Below are 21,518 nucleotides of genomic sequence, written 5' to 3' on the forward strand. Positions count from 1 at the left end.
GTTGATTTCCGGTCGGATGCCGTCTTGACGCCACTCCCGCCCGATCTACTCTCCACGCCGAGGGGACAGGCAAAATGCCGTTCGACGAACAAACCACTTTGGCTTCGCCAACCGGTGCGGCGCTTAATCTTTACGTGAAGCGTGCCAAGGGAAAGCCTCGCGCCGTCGTCCAGATCAACCACGGCCTTGCCGAACATGCCGCCCGCTATGCCCGCTTCGCCGATTTTCTCAGCATGCGCGGCTGCCATGTCTTCGCCCATGACCATCGCGGCCACGGCTTCACCCGTGCCCCCGACGCCCCGCAAGGCCGCTTCGGCAGCGAGAACGGCGGCGACAAGGTTCTGGCCGACGTCACCGCCGTCCATGACCTCATCGCGGCAGACCACCCGAACCTGCCCGTCATCGCCTTCGGTCATTCGATGGGCGGCCTCATCGCGCTGAACTTCGTGCTCCGGCACTCCAGCCGCATCCATGCCGCCGCCGTCTGGAATGCCAATTTCACCGCCGGCCTGCCCGACCGCCTTGCGCTCGCCATCCTCGCCTGGGAGCGTTTCCGGCTCGGCTCGGATGTCCCCTCGCAGCTTTTGCCTCGCCTGACATTCGGCGCGTGGGGCCGCAAGATCGCCGGCCACCGCACGCCATTCGACTGGCTGTCGCGCGATCCAGCCGAAGTCGACAAATACGTCGCCGACCCGCTCTGCGGCTGGCCAGCGTCCGTGTCGCTGTGGCGCGACCTGTTCGGCTTCATCTTTAATGGAGCAGACGACGCCAACTTTGCCGCCGTGCGCAATACCCTGCCGTTCAATCTCGTCGGTGGCGAGAAGGATCCGGCGACCGACGGCGGCACGGCGGTCGAGCATCTCGCCAGCCGGATGCGGCGGATGGGCTTTTCGAATCTCGTTTCAACGATTTATCCGCAAACCCGCCACGAAAGCTTGAACGAGATCAACCGCGACCAGGTCATGGCCGACTTCGCCGCATGGCTGGACGGCATCCTGAAATAGCGCCTCCGCTTCTGGCCCAGCGTAAGGTCCGTGACATCGCAGCAACGGGTTGGTAGAGCACGTCTATCCTCTCGATCAACGGCGCAGATATCCATGACCGAAGCTCCGCTCAAAGGCGTCCGCGTAATCGAACTTGCACGCATCCTCGCCGGTCCGTGGGCCGGGCAGTTGCTGGCCGACCTCGGCGCCGACGTCATCAAGGTGGAAAGCCCCGACGGCGACGACACCCGCAAATGGGGCCCGCCCTTCGTAACCGGCAAGGATGGGGAAAACCTGTCAGCCGCCTACTATCACTCCTGCAACCGCGGCAAGCGCTCCATCGTCGTCGATTTCTCGACCCCCGAAGGCGCCGAAACCATTCGCAACCTCGCCGCCGGCGCCGATGTCCTCATCGAAAACTTCAAGCTCGGCGGCCTCAAGAAATACGGCCTCGACTATGAGAGCCTGAAGGCCGTGAATCCGAGCCTTGTCTATTGCTCCATCACCGGCTTCGGCCAGGATGGCCCTTATGCCCCCCGCGCCGGCTATGACTTCATCGTGCAGGGCATGTCCGGCCTGATGTCGATCACCGGCGCAGCCGATGGCGAGCCGCAGAAGGTCGGCGTCGCCGTCACCGACATCTTCACCGGCCTCTATTCCGTCATCGCCATCCAGGCCGCACTTCGCCATGCCGAGGCGACCGGCCAGGGCCAGCACGTCGACATGGCCCTGTTCGATGCCCAGATCTCGGTGCTGGCCAACCAGAACCTGAACTATCTCGTCTCCGGCACCCCGCCGACCCGCATGGGCAATGCGCATCCCAACATCGCGCCATACGAGGTCCTGCCGGTCAAGGACGGCCACTTCATCCTCGCCACCGGCAACGACAACCAGTTCCGCAAATTCTGCGCCATCATCGGCCGCGACGAACTGGCCGACGACCCGGCCTTCGCCACCAATTCGGCCCGCGTCGCCAACCGCGTCGCCCTGCACGATCACATGGTCCAAGCCCTTGCCGACCGCAACCGCGAGGACGTCCTCGCCGCGCTCGAGAAAGCGCATGTCCCGGCCAGCCCCATCAACGATATCGGCCAGACCTTCGCCGATCCGCAGGTCATCGCGCGCGGCATGCGCCTCGACCTCGATGACGGCCACGGCAACGCCCTGCCCTCAGTGCGCGCGCCCATCGTGCTGTCGCAGACGCCGCTCACCTACAATCGCCCCTCGCCCCGGCTCGGCGAGCACACCGGCGAAATCCTTGCCGAACTGGAGCAGACGAAATCATGAAGACCGGCGGACAACTCATCGTCGACGCGCTGGAAGCCAATGGCGTCAACCGCGTGTTCTGCGTGCCGGGCGAATCCTACCTCGCCGTCCTCGATGCGCTCCACGATTCGAAAATCGAAACCGTCGTCTGCCGCCAGGAAGGCGGCGCCGCGATGATGGCCGACTGCCACGGCCGCCTCACCGGTCAACCGGGTATCTGCTTCGTCACCCGTGGGCCCGGCGCCACCAACGCCTCGCCCGGCATCCACATCGCCCGCCAGGATTCCATCCCGATGATCCTGTTCATCGGCCAGATCGCCCAGAAGGCCCGCGAGCGCGAAGCCTTCCAGGAAGTCGACTACCGCGCCTTCTTCGGCCCCATCGCCAAATGGGCAACCGAAATCGAGGACGCCGCCCGCATCCCCGAAATCCTCACCCGCGCCTTTTCAGTGGCAACGTCCGGCCGTCCCGGCCCGGTCGTCATCGCGCTTCCGGAAGACATGCTGACCAGTTTGGTCGAAGCGCCGGCCGCCCTGCCTTCGGCTCCGGTCGAGACCCGGCCCGGCGAAGCCGAACTTGCCCAGCTTGAGACCCTGCTTGCCAAGGCAAAGCGCCCTGTCGCCATTCTCGGCGGCACCCGCTGGGGCGAGCAGGCGACAGCAGACATGAAAGAGATCGCCCGCAACTGGTCGCTGCCGGTCGGCGTCGAGTTCCGTCGCCAGATGCTGTTCGACCACCTTGACCAGAACTATGCCGGCGATGTCGGCATCGGCATCAACCCGAAGCTCGGCGACTACATCAAGGGCTCCGATCTCGTCCTGCTCGTCGGCGGGCGTTTCGGCGAGATGCCGTCATCCGACTACACGCTGCTCAAGAGCCCGTATCCGGACCAGCAGCTTGTCCACATTCATCCCGACACCAGCGAACTTGGCCGCGTCTATCGGTCCACGCTCGCCATCAACGCCTCGCCCGCTGCATTTGCCCAGGCTTTCGCAAGCCGCAAGCCGAAGGCCGCACCAGCGTGGGCCGAGCAGACGAAACAGCTTCACGCCAACTACCTGAGCTGGTCGACACCGCCGCAAACCGGCCCCGGCGCGGTCCAGATGGGGCCGATCGTCGCCTATCTCAACGAGACCTTGCCGGAAGACGCCATCCTGACCAACGGCGCCGGCAACTATGCCACCTGGGTCCACCGCTTCTACAAGTTCCGCCGCTACGGCACGCAAGGCGCGCCCACCTCCGGCTCGATGGGCTACGGCACGCCCGCCGCCGTTGCCGCCAAGGCGCTCTATCCCAACCGCACGGTCGTAGCCTTCGCCGGCGACGGCTGCTTCATGATGAACGGCCAGGAGTTTGCCACCGCCGTCCAGTACAATCTCCCGATCATCGTCATCGTGGTCAACAACGGCATCTACGGCACCATCCGCATGCATCAGGAGCGGGAATATCCCGGCCGCGTCTCGGGCACCTCGCTCCACAATCCGGATTTCGCCGCCCTTGCGCGCGCCTATGGCGGACACGGCGAGACCGTCGAAAAGACGGCCGACTTCATTCCGGCCTTCGAGCGCGCCCGCGCTGCCGGCAAGCCGGCCCTGATCGAGATCAAGCTCGACCCGGAGGCGATCACGCCGTCGCGGACGCTCTCGGACATCCGCGACAAGCGTTGAACTGGAGCATCGGACCGGAAAGCGGAATCCGGTTTTCGGACTGTTCCGATGCTCGATCGAACTGCCGGAGACCCTGCTCAGGCGGCGGACAGCGCCTGGGCGAGGTCCGCGACCAGATCGTCGGGATGCTCGACGCCAATTGACAGGCGGATCGTCGTATCCAGCACGCCGATGCGCTGGCGCACCTCGATCGGCACGCCCGAATGCGTCATCGCAGCCGGATGGCTGGCGAGCGATTCCGTGCCGCCGAGACTGACCGCAAGCTTGAACACCTGAAGCGAGTTGAGGAAGGTGAACGCCGCCTTCTCACCGCCGCGTATGTCGAACGAGAAGGTCGAGCCAGCGCCGCTGCACTGCGTCGCGAAAACCTTGCCCTCGGGCGAATTCTTGTCGAGGAACGGCAGGTAGTGCACCTTCGCCACCTTGGCGTGATCGCGCAGGAATTCGGCGACAACACGCCCGTTCGCGTTGGCCTTCTCCATGCGGATCGAAAGCGTCTCCAGCGAGCGTCCCAGCATCCAGCAGGAATGCGGATCGAGTTGCGTCCCGATTGCGCCGCGCAGTGCCTTGATCGGCTTGGTCACCGCTTTCGAGCCCATCACCGCACCTGCAATCAGGTCGGAATGGCCGCCGACATACTTGGTCAACGAATAGAGCGAGATGTCGGCCCCGAGTTCGATCGGCCGCTGGAACACCGGGCCAAGCAGCGTGTTGTCGCACATCACCACCGGCCGATGCCCTTGCTTCACGCCAAGTTCGTCGGCAACCGCCTTCATTAAGGCGAGGTCGATGACGCTGTTGATCGGGTTGGACGGCGTCTCCACCAGTATGATCGAAACCTTGCCCTTGGCGGCTACCTCGTCCGCGGCCTTGCGAACCGCGCCAGCATCGACCCCGTCGGAGAAGCCCACCGCGCCGATGCCAAACCCGGCCAGGGTGCGGGCCAGCAGCGTCTCCGTGCCGCCATAAAGCGGTTGCGAATGCAGGACCACGTCGCCGGGCCGGGCATAGGCAAGGATTGCCGTCGCAATCGCCGACATGCCGGAGGAAAACAGGATGCAGGATTCGGTGTTTTCGTAGACCGCCAGGCGGTCCTCGACGATCTCGCTGTTGGGATGATTGAAGCGCGAATAGACGAGCCCCGCCGCAGTCCCCTTCGGTGGCTCCTTGCGGCCGGAAGTGTAGTCGAAGAAATCGCGCCCTTCTTCGGCCGATTTGAAAATGAAAGTGGAAGTCAGGAACACGGGCGGCTTGACCGCACCTTCCGAAAGCAGCGGATCGAAGCCATAGCCCAGCATCAGCGTTTCGGGGTGGAGCTTGTGGTTGCCGATATGGGTCCTGGAAGGTTTTGGCGCGGTCATGATGTTCCTCGATATGAGATTGCCAGCACAATTTAGCTGATCGCGATGGATGGGTCCTTGCTATTTCATGGCCATTATGGACGTCTGCACGCAATCCAGCCTCATACGGTGCAGAGCATGCAGCAGAAAATTGCCGACGAGTTCGACCAGAAAATTCTCCGCGAACTTCAGGCGGATGCGCGCCTGCCAAACAACGAATTGGCCGAGCGCATAGGCCTGTCGCCGTCACCTTGCCTGCGCCGCGTGCGGCGGCTTGAGGAAACCGGCGTTATCCGCGGCTATACGGCGCTGGTCGACCCGGCAGCGTTCGGCTGGACCATGATGGCGATTGCCACCATTCGCTTGAGCCAGCAGAACGAGGACGAAATCGTCATGTTCGAACAGGCCGTGCAAGGGTGGGACGAGGTGCTGGAATGCCATCTGGTCACCGGCTCGCGCGACTACATGCTGAAGGTCGCCGCCTCGGACCTTGGCGACTACGAGCGTTTCATCAAGCAGAAGATCGCCCGCCTGAAATGCGTCGCTTCGATCGAAACCAGCCTTGTCATGAGCACCATCAAGGAACGTCGCGGGTAAGCAGCCGCTTCGCCGCGTGAGCAGGAGCGCGCGCCCTCCGCTTCGTCATCCCGAAATTCGCTTCGAGCGGAGCGAGAATGAAATCTCCGGGATCCATGCCGTGACATCGAGGACGCGCATCAACGGTACAGAACCGGCTGCGCTCACCCCTCATCCGACCTCGCTACGCTCAGCCACCTTCTCCCACAAGGGGCGAAGGGGACGCTCGCGCATTCCTCAATTCCAATCGCAAACATTTGAGATTGGCAGAAGCGGCTGCGAAAGTCTTACCTTCGCCCCTTGTGGGAGAAGGTGGCTGAGCGTAGCGAGGTCGGATGAGGGGTGCTTGGCGCAAACGCTGACGCCCCCTCTCCCTGTTTACGGGGAGAGGGTAAGGGTGAGGGGCAGCGACAAGCACGCCAGATGTGGACGAAACGTGGACCACTCTCCGCCCAACTCCTTGAACCCTTTCGCTTTCACAAAAATTTTTCACCTCCCTTGTCCACCCCCATCCCCGCCTCTCCCATAATCCGCCCCATCGCTCTTGCGGGAACCGGCTGCGCACCGGGCAACGGTTGGGGCGGCGGTGACCTCCCCCCATTGGTTCGGCCCAATGGACCCGAGGGCATCCGACAGGCCGGCGTCCTGCGGCGGGCTTTCCATGACAAAGGAAAGAGGCAGGAGACGCATTTCGTCTGATCGTCGCGACAGGGTGAGCCCATCGGACGATCTTGGGACCGGTCGACTGGATGACAGACACCGGACGGGCGGCCGCAAGGCCGCATACTTTACCTAAACGAGCGACCGAACGGCCGCCCGTCCTCCCGACCTGTGCTTCAAAGGCAAAGGTCAGTTCTTTGACAATGGCCAGACGGCATTTGCCGGGCGTGGTGATGAACAAGCACAACCATCTCTTCGTCATCCTAGGGCGGAGCAGGCCGAAGGCCGTCGCGAAGACCCTGGGATCCATGCCGTTACAGCGCGGCAGCGTGGAAAGGGTGCAAATTAAGGCTCCTCATCCTGAGCCGCTCCTTACAACGTGACCCTCACGGCATGGATCATCGGGTCGCGCCTTTCGCTACGCTCAGGCTTGCCCGAGGATGACGAAAGAAGAAGAACCTCCCACGAGAAGAAGCGAGCCATCCCCACCGCGTCATCCCGGAAGCGAGCCAAGCAAAGCGATGGCGATGCTATTCGGGATGAAGAACAGAAAAGCGGTGGCCGGCCCAACGGGGAGCAATCCGTCCCACAACTCCTGCGCATCCATGTAGAAAGGGGCGGTTTCCCGCCCCTTTCCAAATCAAGTCAGCCAGCCGGTCGCTTACTGCACGGCCTTGTCGGTGATGGCCGTAGTATAAGCGCCCTCAGGAGCCTTGGAGATGATTTTCTGGTCGAGCAGCGCCTTGGCCGTACGCTCATAAGCTTCCGGAATGAGCTTGCCGTCGGCGTTGTCGATAAGCTTGGCCACCTCGCCCATCATGAACTTCTGGTGGTTCTCGTCCTGCCCGCCATTTTCGACGACGATGCCTGCTGCTTCGTCGACGTTTTCGGTGGCGTATTTCCAGCCCTTCATCGAGGCGCGGACGAAACGCACCATCTTGTCCTCGAAAGCGGGGTCCTTGAGCTTGTCTTCCAGCGCGTAGAGACCGTCTTCGAGCAGGTCGTTGCCCATGGCCGTATAGTTGAAGACGATGAGGTCTTCCGGCTTGTAGCCCGCGTCGAGCACCTGGCCATACTCATTGTAGGTCATGACCGAGATGCAGTCCGCCTGCTTCTGGATCAGCGGCTGCACGTCGAAGCTCTGCTTCAGGACGGTCACACCGTCCGGGCCGCCTTCCGTCGAATAGCCGAGCTTGTTCATCCAGGCATAGAACGGATATTCGTTGCCGAAGAACCAGACGCCGAGCGTATGGCCCTTGAAATCGGCTTCCGTCTTGATCGGGCCGTCCTTCGGGCACACCAGCTCCATGCCGGCCTTCTTGAAAGGCTGCGCGATGTTGACCAGCCCGACGCCCTTTTCGCGAGCAGCCAGCGCGCCGCCCATCCAGTCGACGATGACGTCGGCGCCACCGCCGGCGATCACCTGTTCGGGCGCAATGTCCGGGCCGCCCGGCTTGATGTCGACGTCGAGGCCTTCAGCTTCGTAGAAGCCCTTGTCCTTCGCCACGTAGTAGCCCGCGAACTGGGCCTGCGTTACCCACTTCAGCTGCAGCGTCACCTTGTCGGCAGCCATGGCTTGGAACGCAGCCAACGAGAAAGCGCCGGCCAACACAGGAAGTATAAGTCTTTTCATGTTTTTACCCTCTGGAGTTAAGTTTTCGAAGCTTATCACCCACTACCGCGTCTATCCACCTCGGACAGACGGATGCCAGAACGTGGCGGCTCTCTCGATGAGAGCGACCACTCCATAGAAAATCGAACCTGCAAGTGCTGCAACTGCGATCTCGGCCCACACCATGTCGATGTTCATCCTGCCGACTTCGGTGGAGATGCGGAAGCCCATGCCGACCACGGGAGTGCCGAAGAACTCAGCCACGATAGCCCCGATCAGCGCCAGCGTGGAATTGATCTTCAGCGCATTGAAGATGAACGGCGCCGCCGCCGGCAGCCTCAGCTTGAACAGCGTTTGCCAATAGTCGGACGCATAGGTGCGCATGAGGTCACGCTCCATATGGCCGGAAGCCGCAAGCCCCGTCACGGTGTTCACCAGCATCGGGAAGAAGGTCATGATGATGACCACCGCCGCCTTGGACTGCCAGTCGAACCCGAACCACATCACCATGATCGGCGCGATGCCGATGATCGGCAGCGCCGATACCATGTTTCCGATCGGCAACAGGCCGCGCCGCATGAACGGCACGCGGTCCGCAAGGATGGCGACGAGGAAGCCCGTGCCGCAGCCTATCAGGTAGCCGAAAAGCACGGCCTTGAAGATCGTCTGGTTGACGTCCGCGGCAAGGATTGGCAGCGAGTTGACGATGCGCACGCCGATTGAACTCGGCGGCGGCAACAGGATGAAGGGAATGCCGGCTCCGCGCGTCACGGCTTCCCATATGATCAGTATCCAGGCGCCGAAAATGGTCGGCACGATCAGCCGCAGTGCCGTGGAAACCTGTTTCGACCCGGTACGAATGGACGACAGGACGGCGACGCAGCGCCATGCGAGCAGCCACGCAGCGGCGATAAGCAGGTAGAATGGAGCCCTTGCAGTCCCCTCCACGCCGGCAATTCCCCGGATCAGCAGCCATGCGGCCACGTGGGCTCCGATGAAAAGAACCAGTACCTCCAGCATCGCCGGGATGCGGAACATGGAAACCAGGGCCGCACCGGCGATCAATGCGAGGATCAGGCCTTTGGTCGCTTCGTAGGGATAAACGCCCGCCGGGTCCGCCGCCGCGATCGATCCCGACGCGATTGCGGCGAGACAGAACAAGATTGCAAGCACGGCTTGCCATGACGGCTTCAAGCGGCTCATGCCGGCCTCCCGCCCATGGACCGCTCGACGAAGCGCCCGACGATGCCGACCGCCACCACCAGAAGTGCGGCGACGACGGAGCCCGCCACCAGAGCAGACCACATGTCGATCGATTGGCTGTAGTAGGCTGCGGCAAGCAGCTTGGCGCCAATACCGGCGACAGCGCCGGTCGGCAGTTCGCCGACAATAGCACCGACAAGGCTCGCAGCCACGGCAACCTTCATCGACGTGAACAGGAACGGTACCGAGGCTGGCATCCGCAATTTCCAGAACGTCTGCGAGCGACTGGCATTGTAGGTATGCATCAGGTCGAGATGCATGAGTTCGGGCGAACGCAGCCCTTTCACCATTCCCACCGCAACCGGAAAGAACGACAGGTAGGTCGATATCAAGGCCTTGGGAATGAGCCCCGTTATGCCGACAGCAGCAAGCACGACAATGATCATTGGCGCGACCGCAAGGATGGGGATGGTTTGCGAGGCGATGATCCACGGCATCAGGCTGCGATCGAGCGTCGTCACATGGACGATGCCTACCGCGATGACGATTCCCAACACCGTGCCGAACGCAAAACCGAGCAAGGTCGAGGAGAGCGTCACCCAGGAGTGATAGATGAGGCTACGATTGCTGGTGATCTTGCGCAGGAAAGTGTTTTCGAAAAAGTTCGTCGCCACCTGGTCCGGCGACGGCAAGGTTGGTTTGGTCTGCGTCAGGGTCTTGCCGATGAACTCGACCGTACCGGGCGTCTCGCCGGCGCGCCTGTCGAGGTCACGCTGGAACGGGCTGTTGAGCAACACCGCAAATGCGTACCAGGCCACCACCAGAATGACCAACAACGTGGTGACCGGGACGATCTTGTCGCGAAGACGATCCATCCTGCTCAATCCTCGTAGGAATGGCCGGCGCGCAGGCCGTCGCGCACCCTGGCGGCAATCGCCAGAAACTCCGGTGTCTCGCGAATATCGAGCGGCCGTTCCTTCGGCAGGGTCGATTCGATGACATCCGTCACCCGCCCCGGGCGTGGTGACATCACGACAATCCGCGTCGACAGATAGACGGCTTCCGGAATCGAGTGGGTCACGAAGCAGATGGTCTTTTCGGTACGCGCCCACAGTTCGAGCAACTGCTCATTGAGGTGGTCGCGCACGATCTCGTCGAGTGCCCCGAAGGGTTCATCCATCAGCAACAGATCGGCGTCGAAGGCAAGCGCGCGCGCAATCGAGGCACGCTGCTGCATGCCGCCCGAAAGCTGCCAAGGATACTTCTTCTCAAATCCCGATAGGTTGACCAGATCGAGCGTACGCTTGATGCGCTCGGCCTGCTCGGCCTTGGAAACCCCCATGATCTCCAGCGGCAAGGCGACGTTGCCGGAGATTGTGCGCCATGGAAACAACGCCGCCGCCTGGAAGACATAGCCATAGGCCCTGGCCTCACGTGCCTTTTCGGCGGTCATGCCATTGACCAGCATGCTGCCCGACGTCGGTTTTTCCAGGTCCGCGATGACCCGCAGCAACGTTGTCTTGCCGCAACCCGACGGGCCGATGAAAGAGACGAACTCGCCCTTGCCGATGGTCAGATCGACATTGGCCAGCGCTTGTACCGGCCCGTCATTGGTCTGGAAGGTCAGCCCAAGCTTCCTTGCCTCGATAACGGGATTTTTTACCTCAGACATGCCGGCTACCTGTTTGGGTTCCGGGATCATTATCGACATGTAATTGCTCCTCCCAGAACGTCACGGTCTTCTCGGCTCCTCATAATCTTTCGGGCATTTGTCGCAAATAATGCGGGCGTCGGCGCGGACGCCAAGACAATGACGACCGCTGCCAAAAGATACAATAGGTGCAAATCAAACCCCTGTCGCCGGGATGCCGGTGCGCTCCACCTTGCGCGGCGCAGAGATTTCCTTCCAGGTCGATAGCGCCCGGTTGACCGCCGCATAGGGTTCGCGTGCAACGAATTCACCATGCCCCGGATGGGCCTTGACCTCCGCTTCCTGGATGGTCAGTTCGCCGCGTGAGAAGACGAAGCGCGGCAGGCCTGTCACCTCCATGCCTTCGAACACGTTGTAGTCGATCACCGACTGCTGGCTGCCAGCCGAAATCGTCTTCTTGCGCTTGGGATCCCACACCACGATGTCCGCATCGGCACCGTCCACGATGGCACCCTTCTTTGGGTACATATTGAGGATCTTGGCGATGTTGGTGGATGTCACGGCAACGAACTCGTTCATTGTCAGCCGCCCAGTGTTCACGCCCTTTGTCCAGAGAACCGGCATGCGATCCTCAAGGCCGCCCGTGCCGTTCGGGATCTTGGTGAAATCACCAACACCGAAGCGCTTTTGCTTGGTGGTGAACGAGCAATGGTCGGTGGCCACAACCTGCAGCGAGCCTGCCTGGAGTCCTGCCCAGAGCGAGTCCTGATGCAGCTTGTTACGGAACGGCGGGCTCATCACCCGACGCGCCGCGTGATCCCAATCCTTGTCGAAGTACTCGGTCTCATCGAGCGTAAGATGTTGGATCAAAGGCTCGCCGAAAACGCGCATACCTTTCTGGCGCGCGCGGCGGATCGCCTCGTGGCTCTGCTCGCAAGATACATGCACGACATAGAGCGGCACACCGGCCATGTCGGCGATCATGATGGCGCGGTTGGTTGCCTCGCCCTCGACCTCGGGCGGACGCGAATAAGCGTGACCCTCCGGTCCGTTATTGCCTTCGGCAAGCAGCTTTTGTGAAAGGGCCGCCACCACGTCGCCGTTTTCGGCATGAACGAGCGGCAATGCGCCGAGACCGGCGCACCGCTGGAACGACGCATACATCTCGTCGTCGTCCACCATCAGCGCGCCCTTGTAGGCCATGAAGTGCTTGAACGAGGTGATACCGCGATCGACCACTGTCGCCATTTCCTCGAACACCTGCTTGCTCCACCAAGTGATCGCCATGTGAAACGAGTAGTCGCAAGCAGCCTTGGAAGTCTTGTTGTCCCACATCTGCAAGGCTTCAAGCAGCGACTGCTGTGGCGCAGGCAGGCAGAAATCCACCACCATGGTTGTTCCGCCGGCAAGAGCCGCACGCGTGCCGCTCTCGAAATCGTCGGCCGAATAGGTGCCCATGAAAGGCATTTCGAGGTGGGTGTGCGGATCGATGCCGCCCGGCATGACATAGCAGCCGGTGGCGTCGAACTCATGATCGGCATGCAGGTCCGGCCCGATGCCGATGATCTTGTCGTGCTGTATCAACACGTCGGCTTTGTAAGTCCGGTCGGCGGTGACGATGGTGCCGTTCTTGATGACTTTTGACATTGTTCTTATTCCCCGTATTTCCGTATTGTTCTTTGTCGGTTTCGTACCGTACGGTTTTTGGCGTCGCTGCGCTGTCAGCTCAGTTCGCGATCCTCCGCTGGCGCCGGCTGCGCCACTGGCGCATGTCCTCTATCAATACGTCGAGCGTTCCGTAGACTGGAACAACCACGGCGAAATGCGCTGAACGAAGATTGCGCGAGGGCGTACACGCCTTTGCGATTTGCTCCTGATAGTCCTCCGTAAGCCAGATTCTCGCAAAGCCCAGAAACTGTACGATAATATCCTCGCGCAGATTGGCGATGCGGAAATGATTGGCCCGGAAAATCGCGAAAGTTGTGTAAAGCGCAGTCAGCAGAGCAAGGCCGAGGATCAGCAGCAGGAAATTTGTATCGCCGGAATACTCCCCCGAAATCATCGCATAGGCCCAAGCCGCCGCCGAGAAGAGAATAAAAGCCTTGGATATGGAGAAGGCTGCGTTCACACCTTCCAGTTCGGCCCGATATTTCTCCTCGATACCCTCTTCTATCTCTTTCAGCTTCTTCTTGAATTCGTAGAGCCGCTGGTTCTCCTCCTCGGTGTGCTCTTCTCCACGAGCGTCCCTGAGGATGTCGAACGCGCTTAGCGTAACGTCGTCCGTTGCCGTCCAACCGGGGAGTGGAAGTATTGCCGGCGGCAAATATTCCCCGATGCGTCTGAACACGACATAGATGATGTGGATCGTGGTCAGGAACATGAACAGGATCAAAAGAAGCGCAAAGTCCGAAACGCCCAACACGTCGAAAATTGTCTGGTAGTTCTGCACCACCTGGTTGACCAGTTCGACATCTGGCAGGAATCCTGCCGATGTGCTGCCTATCGGGGTGAAGCCCGCAGCCACGTAGAACACCACGCCGGAGACAATCAGTCTCGACGTCATGAAATTGGAAAACCGGATTACGCTTTGCAGTAGCGCATCGACATCCATTGAGCGCTCTCAACTCACTCCGTTCCATCCGATACGATTTCGGCCGTTTCCACGACCGCATGAAAGAGCACGTCACAACCGGCAGCGGCCCATTCCTTTGAAATGTCTTCAGCCTCGTTATGTGACAAACCGTCAACGCAAGGGCACATAACCATGGTCGCAGGCGCGACCTTCGCCGCCCAACAAGCATCATGTCCTGCACCGGAGATCAGGTTCATATGCGAATAGCCAAGATTCTCGGCAGCCTTGCGCACCCTCCCGACCAGGGTCGGATCAAAGGTTATGGGGTCGAAGTGGCCCACCGCCTCGACCGAGCATTTGACACCCAGCGCAGCACAGATTTCGGCAGCTTCTTTCTCGATACGAGCGCGCATGCCATCTAGTTTGGCCTGATCGGGTGAGCGAATATCGACCGTAAATATTACCGTGCCTGGCAGCACATTGCGCGAGTTGGGAGAGAACTTGACCTGACCAACGCCACCAACTGCACCCGGCTGCGCATCCATCGCCACCTTCTGCACCATTTCAAAGATGCGGGCCATCGCCAGGCCGGCGTTGACGCGCATGGTCATGGGCGTCGAACCCGTATGGGCTTCCTTGCCTGTCAGCGAGAACTCCAGCCACCAAAGCCCCTGGCAATGTGTGACCACCCCAATCTGCTTGGTCTCAGCTTCAAGGATCGGCCCCTGCTCGATGTGATATTCGAAATAGGCGTGCATTTTGCGCGCGCCCACTTCCTCCTCGCCGACCCACCCGATGCGGTTCAATTCGTCGCCGAAGCTCTTTCCTTCGAGATCCTTGCGTCCATAAGCGTAATCAAGTGAATGCACGCCGGCAAAAACACCTGAAGCCAACATGGCCGGGGCAAAACGTGCACCTTCCTCATTGGTCCAGTTGGTGACAACAATCGGATGTTTGGTCTTGATGCCAAGGTCGTTGAGGCTGCGCACCAATTCCAGTCCGGCAAGAACGCCAAGCACGCCATCATACTTGCCGCCGGTCGGCTGGGTATCGAGATGCGAGCCGACGTAAACCGGCAACGCGTTGGGATCGGTGCCGGGACGCGTCATGAACATGGTGCCCATCTTGTCGACAGCCATGGTCAGCCCCGCAGCGTCGCACCACGATTTGAAGAGGTCACGCCCTTCCTTGTCCGAGTCCGTCAGCGTCTGGCGATTGTTGCCGCCGGCAACGCCTGGGCCGATCTTCGCCATTTCCATCAGCGAATCCCACAGCCTTTCGGCATTGATACGCAGATTCTCGCCCGGTGCGGACATGCAATTCCCTCTCATTCAATTTCACAACAGGCGGCGGCTCCATCGCCACCTGTTGCGCAGTTTTTATTTAGTCGCCCGCGCGAAGAACTTCGCGGACGTGATCCACCAATTCGTTGATCTGGCCCTTGGTGATGATAAGCGGTGGCGACAGCGCGATGATGTCGCCGGTCGTGCGTATCAAAAGGCCGCGCTCGAACGCCTTGAGGAAAGCCGAGAATGCTCGTTTTGTCGGCTGGCCAGCAATCGGCTCAAGTTCGATCGCACCCACGAGACCGATATTGCGGATATCGATGACATGGGGCTCGCCCTTCAGCGAATGCAGCGCATCTTCCCAGTGAGGCGCCAGTTCTTCGCCACGCGTCAGCAGGCCCTCTTCCTTGTAGGTGTCGAGGGTTGCAAGGGCGGCAGCCGATGCAATCGGATTGCCCGAATAGGTGTAGCCGTGCATGAATTCGATCAGGTGTTCAGGTCCATTCATGAAGGCATCATGGATTTCCTTCTTCACGAATACCGCGCCCATCGGAATGACGCCGTTGGACACGCCTTTCGCAGTGGTCATGATATCAGGAACAACACCGAAGTAGTCGGCAGCAAACGGAGTGCCGAGACGCCCGAAACCTGTAATGACCTCATCGAAGATCAACAGGATGCCGTGCTTGGTGCAGATGTCGCGAAGCTTTTGCAGGTAGCCCTTCGGCGGGAGAATAACTCCGGTGGAACCCGCTACCGGCTCGACAATAACGGCCGCTATGGTCGAGGCATCATGCAGCGCAACGATGCGTTCCAGTTCATTGGCGACATCCGCGCCATGTTCGGGAACGCCGCGCGAGAATGCGTTCTTGTCCGGGAAATGCGTGTGCGGCATGTGATCAACGCCGGTAAGCAGTGTTCCGAACATCTTGCGGTTCGACACGATGCCACCGACAGAGATGCCACCGAAATTGACGCCGTGATAGCCGCGTTCGCGACCAATCAGCCTGGTGCGCGCGCCCTCACCCTTAACGCGATGATAGGCAATGGCCATCTTGAGCGCTGTCTCAACCGATTCCGACCCGGAATTGGTGAAAAACACATGGTCCATACCTTTGGGTGCAATGTCGACCAGCCGGTTTGCCAGTTCGAACACGATTGGATGGCCCATCTGGAAAGCCGGCGCGTAATCAAGCTCGGCAGCCTGACTCTGGATCGCTTCGGTGATCTTGGGACGGCAGTGGCCGGCGTTCACGCACCAGAGGCCGGCGGTGCCGTCCATGATCTTGCGACCGTCGCTCGAGGTGTAGTGCATATCCTTGGCAGCGACCAACATTCGTGGCGTCTGCTTGAACTGCCTGTTTGCCGTAAAAGGCATCCAGAATGCACTAAGATCGTTCGGCGTTACCTTGAGCCGGTTAGACATGACCAAGCTATCCCTTTGGTTTCTTGTTTCGTTGCGGCCAACGCTTGGTCCTTCGCATAAATCCGTGCTACGCAATTTTTTGACCGATTGGACAAACGTTAGCACCGCCGCATGGGCGGTCAAGTTATTAGTAGCTGAAATGCGCCCTTGAAAGCGCGCTCCACAGGCCGGTAAAAACTGGTCCAGACTATTGGTCCAGATTTGAGCCAAAGCCTTGGCTTGATTGAAGTGAGCATAGCAATGGAAGCGCCCGTTCCACGACGCACCCGCATCCAGCAGGAAAAGCGCGAGCTTATCCTGGAAGCAGCGCTCGACGTGTTCTCGGCGAACGGTTTCCGTGGCTCCACCATCGACCAGATCGCCGAAGCGGCGGGCATGTCGAAGCCGAACCTGCTCTACTATTTCCGCCGCAAGGAAGACATCCACGAAACCCTGATGCAACGCCTGCTCGATACCTGGCTGGCCCCGTTGCGCGAGCTTGACGATGTCGGCGACCCGATCACCGAACTCAAGAGCTACATTCGTCGTAAACTTGAGATGGCGCGCGACTATCCGCGGCAAAGCCGGCTTTTCGCCAACGAGATCCTGCAGGGTGCGCCGCGCATCATGCCGATGCTGGAAGGCGAACTGAAAAACCTTGTCGACGAGAAGGCTACGGTCATCACCGGGTGGATGCATGCCGGCAAGATCGCCAAGGCCGATCCCTATCACTTGATCTTCGCGATCTGGGCGACAACCCAGCACTATGCCGATTTCGACGTGCAGGTGCGGGCGGTCCTTGGTCCAGACCGGGGCGGCGATGGCCGTTTCGAGGACGCCGCCCGCTTCCTGGAACAACTGATCATCAACGGATTGAAGCCCGCAACCTGATCAAACTGCGCATTCTTTTTCAGGCAGCCTTTGCTTCCTTGACCGGATGCAACGCGTGGAAACTGACGCATAGCCGGTTCCACACATTGATCATGCCGACCGCAACAGTGAGCTTTGTCAGCTCCTCTTCCGAAAAATGCTTCAGCGCCTGTTCGTAGAGCGCATCGGACACGCCGCCTTGCGAGATATTGGTAACGGCTTCAGTCCAGGAAAATGCGGTGCGCTCGCGCTCGGAGAAAAGCGGCGATTCCTTCCATGCCGCAACGAGATAGAGGCGTTGCTCGGTCTCGCCATCCTCGCGCGCCTCGCGGCTGTGCATGTCGACGCAGAACGAGCATCCGTTGATCTGCGAGGCGCGAAGCTTGATGAGGTGGAGCAGGCTCTTTTCCAGACCGCTTTCCTCGACGGCCTGATTGAGCGCCCTGACCTGCTCCATGAGTTTTGGCGCCTTGGCGAAGAACTGGAGCCGCTGTTTCATCGTCTTTCCTTTCACTTGCTACTTGGGAGGATTGATTTCTGCGGGCGCTGATTGCGCGCCACGAAGGCGCAACTGGCAGCAACCGAGCGCGGATCTGCATCGTTCCGGAAACCGGCCACAATATCGGAGAGCTTCTCGGCAGCCAGCGCGGCGCGGTAGGCCTTTTCGGCCCTCAGCATGGCAACATTGATGCCGCACGGTTTGGCATAGGCCGAGGCCGGCAGCTTGACCGGTCCGCGCTGGCGGATTTCGCCGCAGCGAAAAGCGGGTTGCGGCCCCTCCACCGCCAGCACGATATCCAGTAGCGAGATGCGTTCCGCCGGACGGGCCAGACGATAGCCGCCAGCAGGACCGGGCAGCGATTCCAGCACGCCCGCATTCGTCAAGGCATTGAGGTGCTTGAGCAAATAGCTCGAAGACACCCCGAACGCCTCGGCCATTGCCGAACCGGCCAGGGTGGCATTTCCCTCCACCCCGGCGAGCATTGCGGCGCAGTGGATCGCAGCTTCGACGCCTTCGCCCAGTTTCATGCAATCGGTTCTCTATTCATGGATTAAATATATCGTGGATAATTTTTATCTTCAATACCGTTAAAAGAAAACTCCTCCTCGCAGACGAAACCGCCGATACGCTACGCGGCGGTTTCGTCTGCTTCGGGAGGAGCCTATTCCGCGGCCACCTTGGCCATCGGGTTGTTCGGATGCGTCGTCCAGTTGGCGTAGTTGGGTGAAACGGTTTTGCCGGTCCGCTGGTCGAGAACATCTGCCTCAAGCGGCACCATGGTGATGCAACCCTCGACCGGGCAGACATTGACGCACAGGTTGCAGCCGACGCACTCGTCTTCCATCACTTCAAAGTGCCGCACGCCGTCAACGAGCGACGTGATGGCCTGGTGCGACGTGTCCTCGCAGGCGATGTGGCAGCGGCCGCACTTGATGCAGGCTTCCTGGTCGATATGCGCCTTGGCGATATAGTTCAGGTTGAGATACTGCCAGTCGGTCACGTTCGGCGTCGCGCGCCCGACGATATCGTCGAGGCTGCGATGGCCTTTTTCGTCCATCCAGTTCTCAAGACCGGCGATCATTTCCTGCACGATCTTGAAGCCATAGGTCATCGCCGCCGTGCAAACCTGGACGTTGCCGGCACCGAGCGCCATGAACTCGGCTGCATCGCGCCATGTGGTGACTCCGCCGATGCCCGAAATCGGCAGGCCGCGCGTTTCGCCGTCGCGGGCGATTTCCGCAACCATATGCAGCGCCATCGGCTTGACTGCCGGGCCGCAATAGCCGCCATGCGAGCCCTTGCCGTCGATGGACGGTTCCGGCGAGAACGTGTCGAGATTGACCGACGTGATCGAGTTGACCGTGTTGATCAGCGAGACGGCGTCGGTGCCGCCGGCCTTCGCCGCCCTTGCCGGCTTGCGGACGTCAGTGACATTGGGCGTCAGCTTAGTGATGACGGGCATGCGCGTATATTGCTTGCACCAGCGCACCACCATCTCGATATATTCCGGCACCTGGCCCACGGCAGCGCCCATGCCGCGCTCGGACATGCCGTGCGGACAGCCGAAGTTAAGCTCGATGCCGTCAGCGCGGGTTTCCTCGACCAGCGGCAGGATCGCCTTCCAGCTTTCCTCAACGCAGGGCACCATGATCGAAGCGATCAGCGCCCGGTCCGGCCAGTTCATCTTGACCTGCTTCATCTCGCGCAGGTTGGTCTGAAGGTCGCGATCGGTGATCAGTTCGATGTTGTTGAGACCGAGCAGGCGACGGTCGGCGCCCCAGATCGCGCCATAGCGGGGACCGTTGACGTTGACGACCGGCGGGCCTTCCTCGCCGAGCGTCTTCCAGACAACACCGCCCCACCCTGCCTTGAAGGCGCGCTCGACATTGTAAGCCTTGTCGGTCGGCGGAGCCGACGCCAGCCAGAAGGGATTGGGCGACTTGATGCCGATGAAATTGTTACGGATGTCCGCCATGATCATGCCCTCCCGTTCGAGGTGAATGCGCGATGGATGCTTTCGGCTGCGTCGCGACCCTGGGCGACGGAGGTCACCGTCAGGTCCTCGCCGCCGCGGATGCAGTCGCCGCCTGCCCACACCTTGGCCATCGACGTGTGTCCTTCGGCGTCCACCTTGATGCGGCCGTTCTCCAGTTCAATCGATGCGCCACTGCCGTTCAGGGCTGAGGAAACGAAGGTCTGGCCGATCGCCTTGAAAACCTGGTCGGCCGGAAGCGTGAGGAGCTCGCCGGTTCCGGAAAGCTTGCCGTCCTTCATGGCGGTGTATTCGAGTTCGATGGCGGTGACCTTGCCGTTGTGCGAAATCACGCGCTTGGGCTGGAGCCAGTGGCGAATGGTGACACCGTTGGCTGCGGCAAGATCCTGCTCGAAGCCGGACGCATTCATGTCTTCCTTGCCGCGCCGGTAGCAGATGGTGACATCTTCGGCGCCGAGCAGCTTCGACTGCACGCCGGCGTCGATCGCCGTCATGCCGCCGCCAATGACGACGACGCGGCGGCCAATGGGCAGCTTGGCGAGATCGCCGGTCTGGCGCAGCACCGAGATGAACTCGACGGCGTTCTCGACGCCCTTGGCATCCTCGCCATCGGCCTTCAGCGCATTGATGCCGCCGAGCCCCATGCCGAGAAAAACGGCATCGTAGGACTGGACGAGGTCCGAAAGCTGAATGTCACGGCCGAGCGCCATGTCGTTGCGGATATCGATGCCGCCGATGGCGGTCACGTAGTCCACTTCCGCCTGAGCAAAGTCATCGGTACTCTTGTAGGCCGCGATGCCATATTCATTGAGCCCGCCCGATTTCGGCTTGGCTTCGAAAACGGTGACGTCGTGCCCATAGCGGGCAAGACGGTGGGCGGCAGCAAGACCGGCCGGACCGGCGCCGATCACGGCCACCCGTTTGCCGGTCGAGGCCGCGCGCTTGTAGAACTGCTTCTCCTCTTCCATCGCAACGTCGGTCGAGTAGCGTTGCAAACGCCCGATCTGCACCGGCTTGCCCTCTGCTGCCTCACGCACGCAGGCTTCCTCGCACAGCGTCTCGGTCGGGCAAACGCGGGCGCACATGCCGCCCAGGATGTTCTGGTCGAAGATCGTCTTGGCCGACCCCAGCGGATTGCCGGTTGCGATCTGCCGGATGAACATCGGGATATCGATCGATGTCGGGCACGCCGTCATGCAAGGCGCGTCGTAGCAGAAGTAGCAGCGGTCGGCTTCGACCAGCGCCTCATGGTGATCGAGCGGCGGATGCAAATCCGAAAAATTGTCCGCATAGGTTTCAGGAGCAAGCCGATTGCCGGCAATGCCGTCCTTGAAATGACCTGTCGCCATTCCACATTCCCCTTTGTTATCGTTGTGGAAATGCTAGCACATCCTGATTTTTTATCAATTGGTCAATTTTCAAGCCAAGTCATTGAAAAGGCTTGGCAAAAACATGATTATTTTTGTCAGGTTTGAGCTTGAATAGGCATTCTGAATCGCTCCCACCCTGCCCTGGCAGTCCGCGGAACAGAACTCGAAAAGCATCGTCTTCGCTTCGCTCGGCTCGCTTCCAGGATGACACGGTACGTGGGCATCTTCGCAGCGTGAGAGGTTCCTTTCCCCTCGTCATCCTCCGGCAAGCCCGAGCGCAGCGATAGGCGCGACCCGGGGATCCATGCCGTGAGGATTGAGGATGTGGGGCAGTCCAGAATGGGGAGCCTTCTTCTGCGCCCTTTGCGCGCTACCGTTTAGTCACGGCATGGATCCTAGGGTCTCCGCAACGGCCTTCGGCCTGCTCCGCCTTAGGATGACGAAGAGATGGGTATGTCTATTCATCGCCACGCTGCCTTTCGGCCCTGGCCATTGTCAAAGAACTGACCTCGATTGAGGTCGGGAGGACGGGCGGCCGTTCGGTCGCTCGTTTAGATAGATA

At 60.6% G+C, this 21,518-nt stretch carries 18 protein-coding genes; 5 read left to right on the plus strand and 13 right to left on the minus strand.

Going from position 1 to position 21,518, the window contains the following annotated elements; genetic code table 11:
- Positions 1-74: 74 nt before the first annotated feature.
- The 3 genes from ASD50_RS06115 to ASD50_RS06125 all read left to right on the plus strand — a co-directional run bounded on the left by ASD50_RS06115 (position 75) and on the right by ASD50_RS06125 (position 3,916).
- Positions 75-1,004, plus strand: coding sequence for an alpha/beta fold hydrolase (locus tag ASD50_RS06115; RefSeq protein ID WP_056237470.1), 930 nt, complete (start codon positions 75-77; stop codon positions 1,002-1,004).
- Between the two features lie 93 nt (positions 1,005-1,097).
- The gene (locus tag ASD50_RS06120) at positions 1,098-2,270 is read left to right on the plus strand and encodes a CaiB/BaiF CoA transferase family protein (protein WP_056237473.1); all 1,173 of its coding nucleotides are present in this window, start codon (positions 1,098-1,100) and stop codon (positions 2,268-2,270) included.
- Entirely contained in the window at positions 2,267-3,916 is a 1,650-nt protein-coding gene (locus ASD50_RS06125; protein WP_056237477.1) for a thiamine pyrophosphate-binding protein, read from the plus strand. Before ASD50_RS06120 ends, ASD50_RS06125 begins: the two co-directional genes overlap by 4 nt.
- 77 nt (positions 3,917-3,993) lie before the next feature.
- Here the strand turns inward: ASD50_RS06125 and ASD50_RS06130 are convergent, their stop codons facing one another.
- The gene (locus tag ASD50_RS06130) at positions 3,994-5,277 is read right to left on the minus strand and encodes a cystathionine gamma-synthase family protein (RefSeq protein ID WP_056237480.1); all 1,284 of its coding nucleotides are present in this window, start codon (positions 5,275-5,277) and stop codon (positions 3,994-3,996) included.
- Between the two features lie 117 nt (positions 5,278-5,394).
- Here ASD50_RS06130 and ASD50_RS06135 point away from each other — a divergent pair, with 117 nt between their 5' ends.
- Positions 5,395-5,853 (plus strand): Lrp/AsnC family transcriptional regulator, encoded by a 459-nt coding sequence (locus ASD50_RS06135; RefSeq protein WP_056237484.1) that lies wholly within the window; start codon positions 5,395-5,397, stop codon positions 5,851-5,853.
- A gap of 1,300 nt (positions 5,854-7,153) precedes the next feature.
- Here the strand turns inward: ASD50_RS06135 and ASD50_RS06140 are convergent.
- The 8 genes from ASD50_RS06140 to ASD50_RS06175 form a co-directional block, all read right to left on the minus strand.
- Positions 7,154-8,125, minus strand: a complete 972-nt coding sequence (locus tag ASD50_RS06140; RefSeq protein ID WP_056237488.1) for an ABC transporter substrate-binding protein — start codon at positions 8,123-8,125, stop codon at positions 7,154-7,156.
- Between the two features lie 51 nt (positions 8,126-8,176).
- On the minus strand, positions 8,177-9,307 hold the full coding sequence (locus ASD50_RS06145; protein WP_056237491.1) for an ABC transporter permease: 1,131 nt from the start codon (positions 9,305-9,307) through the stop codon (positions 8,177-8,179).
- On the minus strand, positions 9,304-10,182 hold the full coding sequence (locus tag ASD50_RS06150) for an ABC transporter permease (protein WP_056237494.1): 879 nt from the start codon (positions 10,180-10,182) through the stop codon (positions 9,304-9,306). The genes ASD50_RS06145 and ASD50_RS06150 overlap by 4 nt, the downstream gene beginning before the upstream one ends.
- Before the next feature lie 5 nt (positions 10,183-10,187).
- Positions 10,188-10,979, minus strand: coding sequence for an ABC transporter ATP-binding protein (locus ASD50_RS06155; RefSeq protein ID WP_056237628.1), 792 nt, complete (start codon positions 10,977-10,979; stop codon positions 10,188-10,190).
- A gap of 174 nt (positions 10,980-11,153) precedes the next feature.
- Positions 11,154-12,605, minus strand: coding sequence for a dihydropyrimidinase (gene hydA, locus ASD50_RS06160; protein ID WP_056237497.1), 1,452 nt, complete (start codon positions 12,603-12,605; stop codon positions 11,154-11,156).
- A gap of 79 nt (positions 12,606-12,684) precedes the next feature.
- Complete coding sequence (locus tag ASD50_RS06165; RefSeq protein WP_200952382.1) at positions 12,685-13,569, minus strand: hypothetical protein; 885 nt, start codon at positions 13,567-13,569, stop codon at positions 12,685-12,687.
- A 14-nt stretch (positions 13,570-13,583) separates the two neighbouring features.
- Positions 13,584-14,846 carry a Zn-dependent hydrolase gene (locus tag ASD50_RS06170; RefSeq protein ID WP_056237501.1) on the minus strand — a complete coding sequence of 421 codons (1,263 nt, stop codon included), beginning with the start codon at positions 14,844-14,846 and terminating at the stop codon, positions 13,584-13,586.
- A gap of 67 nt (positions 14,847-14,913) precedes the next feature.
- The gene (locus ASD50_RS06175; RefSeq protein WP_056237502.1) at positions 14,914-16,242 is read right to left on the minus strand and encodes an aspartate aminotransferase family protein; all 1,329 of its coding nucleotides are present in this window, start codon (positions 16,240-16,242) and stop codon (positions 14,914-14,916) included.
- A 240-nt stretch (positions 16,243-16,482) separates the two neighbouring features.
- On the opposite strand from ASD50_RS06175, the gene ASD50_RS06180 reads away from it, so the two are divergent.
- The gene (locus ASD50_RS06180; RefSeq protein ID WP_056237505.1) at positions 16,483-17,112 is read left to right on the plus strand and encodes a TetR family transcriptional regulator C-terminal domain-containing protein; all 630 of its coding nucleotides are present in this window, start codon (positions 16,483-16,485) and stop codon (positions 17,110-17,112) included.
- A 19-nt stretch (positions 17,113-17,131) separates the two neighbouring features.
- Here ASD50_RS06180 and ASD50_RS06185 read toward each other — a convergent pair whose 3' ends face one another.
- The 4 genes from ASD50_RS06185 to ASD50_RS06200 all read right to left on the minus strand — a co-directional run bounded on the left by ASD50_RS06185 (position 17,132) and on the right by ASD50_RS06200 (position 20,935).
- Positions 17,132-17,590 carry a carboxymuconolactone decarboxylase family protein gene (locus tag ASD50_RS06185; RefSeq protein WP_056237508.1) on the minus strand — a complete coding sequence of 153 codons (459 nt, stop codon included), beginning with the start codon at positions 17,588-17,590 and terminating at the stop codon, positions 17,132-17,134.
- An 11-nt stretch (positions 17,591-17,601) separates the two neighbouring features.
- Positions 17,602-18,120 carry an RrF2 family transcriptional regulator gene (locus ASD50_RS06190; protein WP_056237512.1) on the minus strand — a complete coding sequence of 173 codons (519 nt, stop codon included), beginning with the start codon at positions 18,118-18,120 and terminating at the stop codon, positions 17,602-17,604.
- Between the two features lie 134 nt (positions 18,121-18,254).
- Entirely contained in the window at positions 18,255-19,568 is a 1,314-nt protein-coding gene (preA, locus tag ASD50_RS06195; protein WP_056237631.1) for an NAD-dependent dihydropyrimidine dehydrogenase subunit PreA, read from the minus strand.
- A gap of 2 nt (positions 19,569-19,570) precedes the next feature.
- Complete coding sequence (locus tag ASD50_RS06200; protein ID WP_056237516.1) at positions 19,571-20,935, minus strand: NAD(P)-dependent oxidoreductase; 1,365 nt, start codon at positions 20,933-20,935, stop codon at positions 19,571-19,573.
- Positions 20,936-21,518 lie beyond the last annotated feature (583 nt).

The sequence above is a fragment of the Mesorhizobium sp. Root552 genome, assembly GCF_001427285.1.
In the GTDB taxonomy this organism is placed as follows: domain Bacteria; phylum Pseudomonadota; class Alphaproteobacteria; order Rhizobiales; family Rhizobiaceae; genus Mesorhizobium.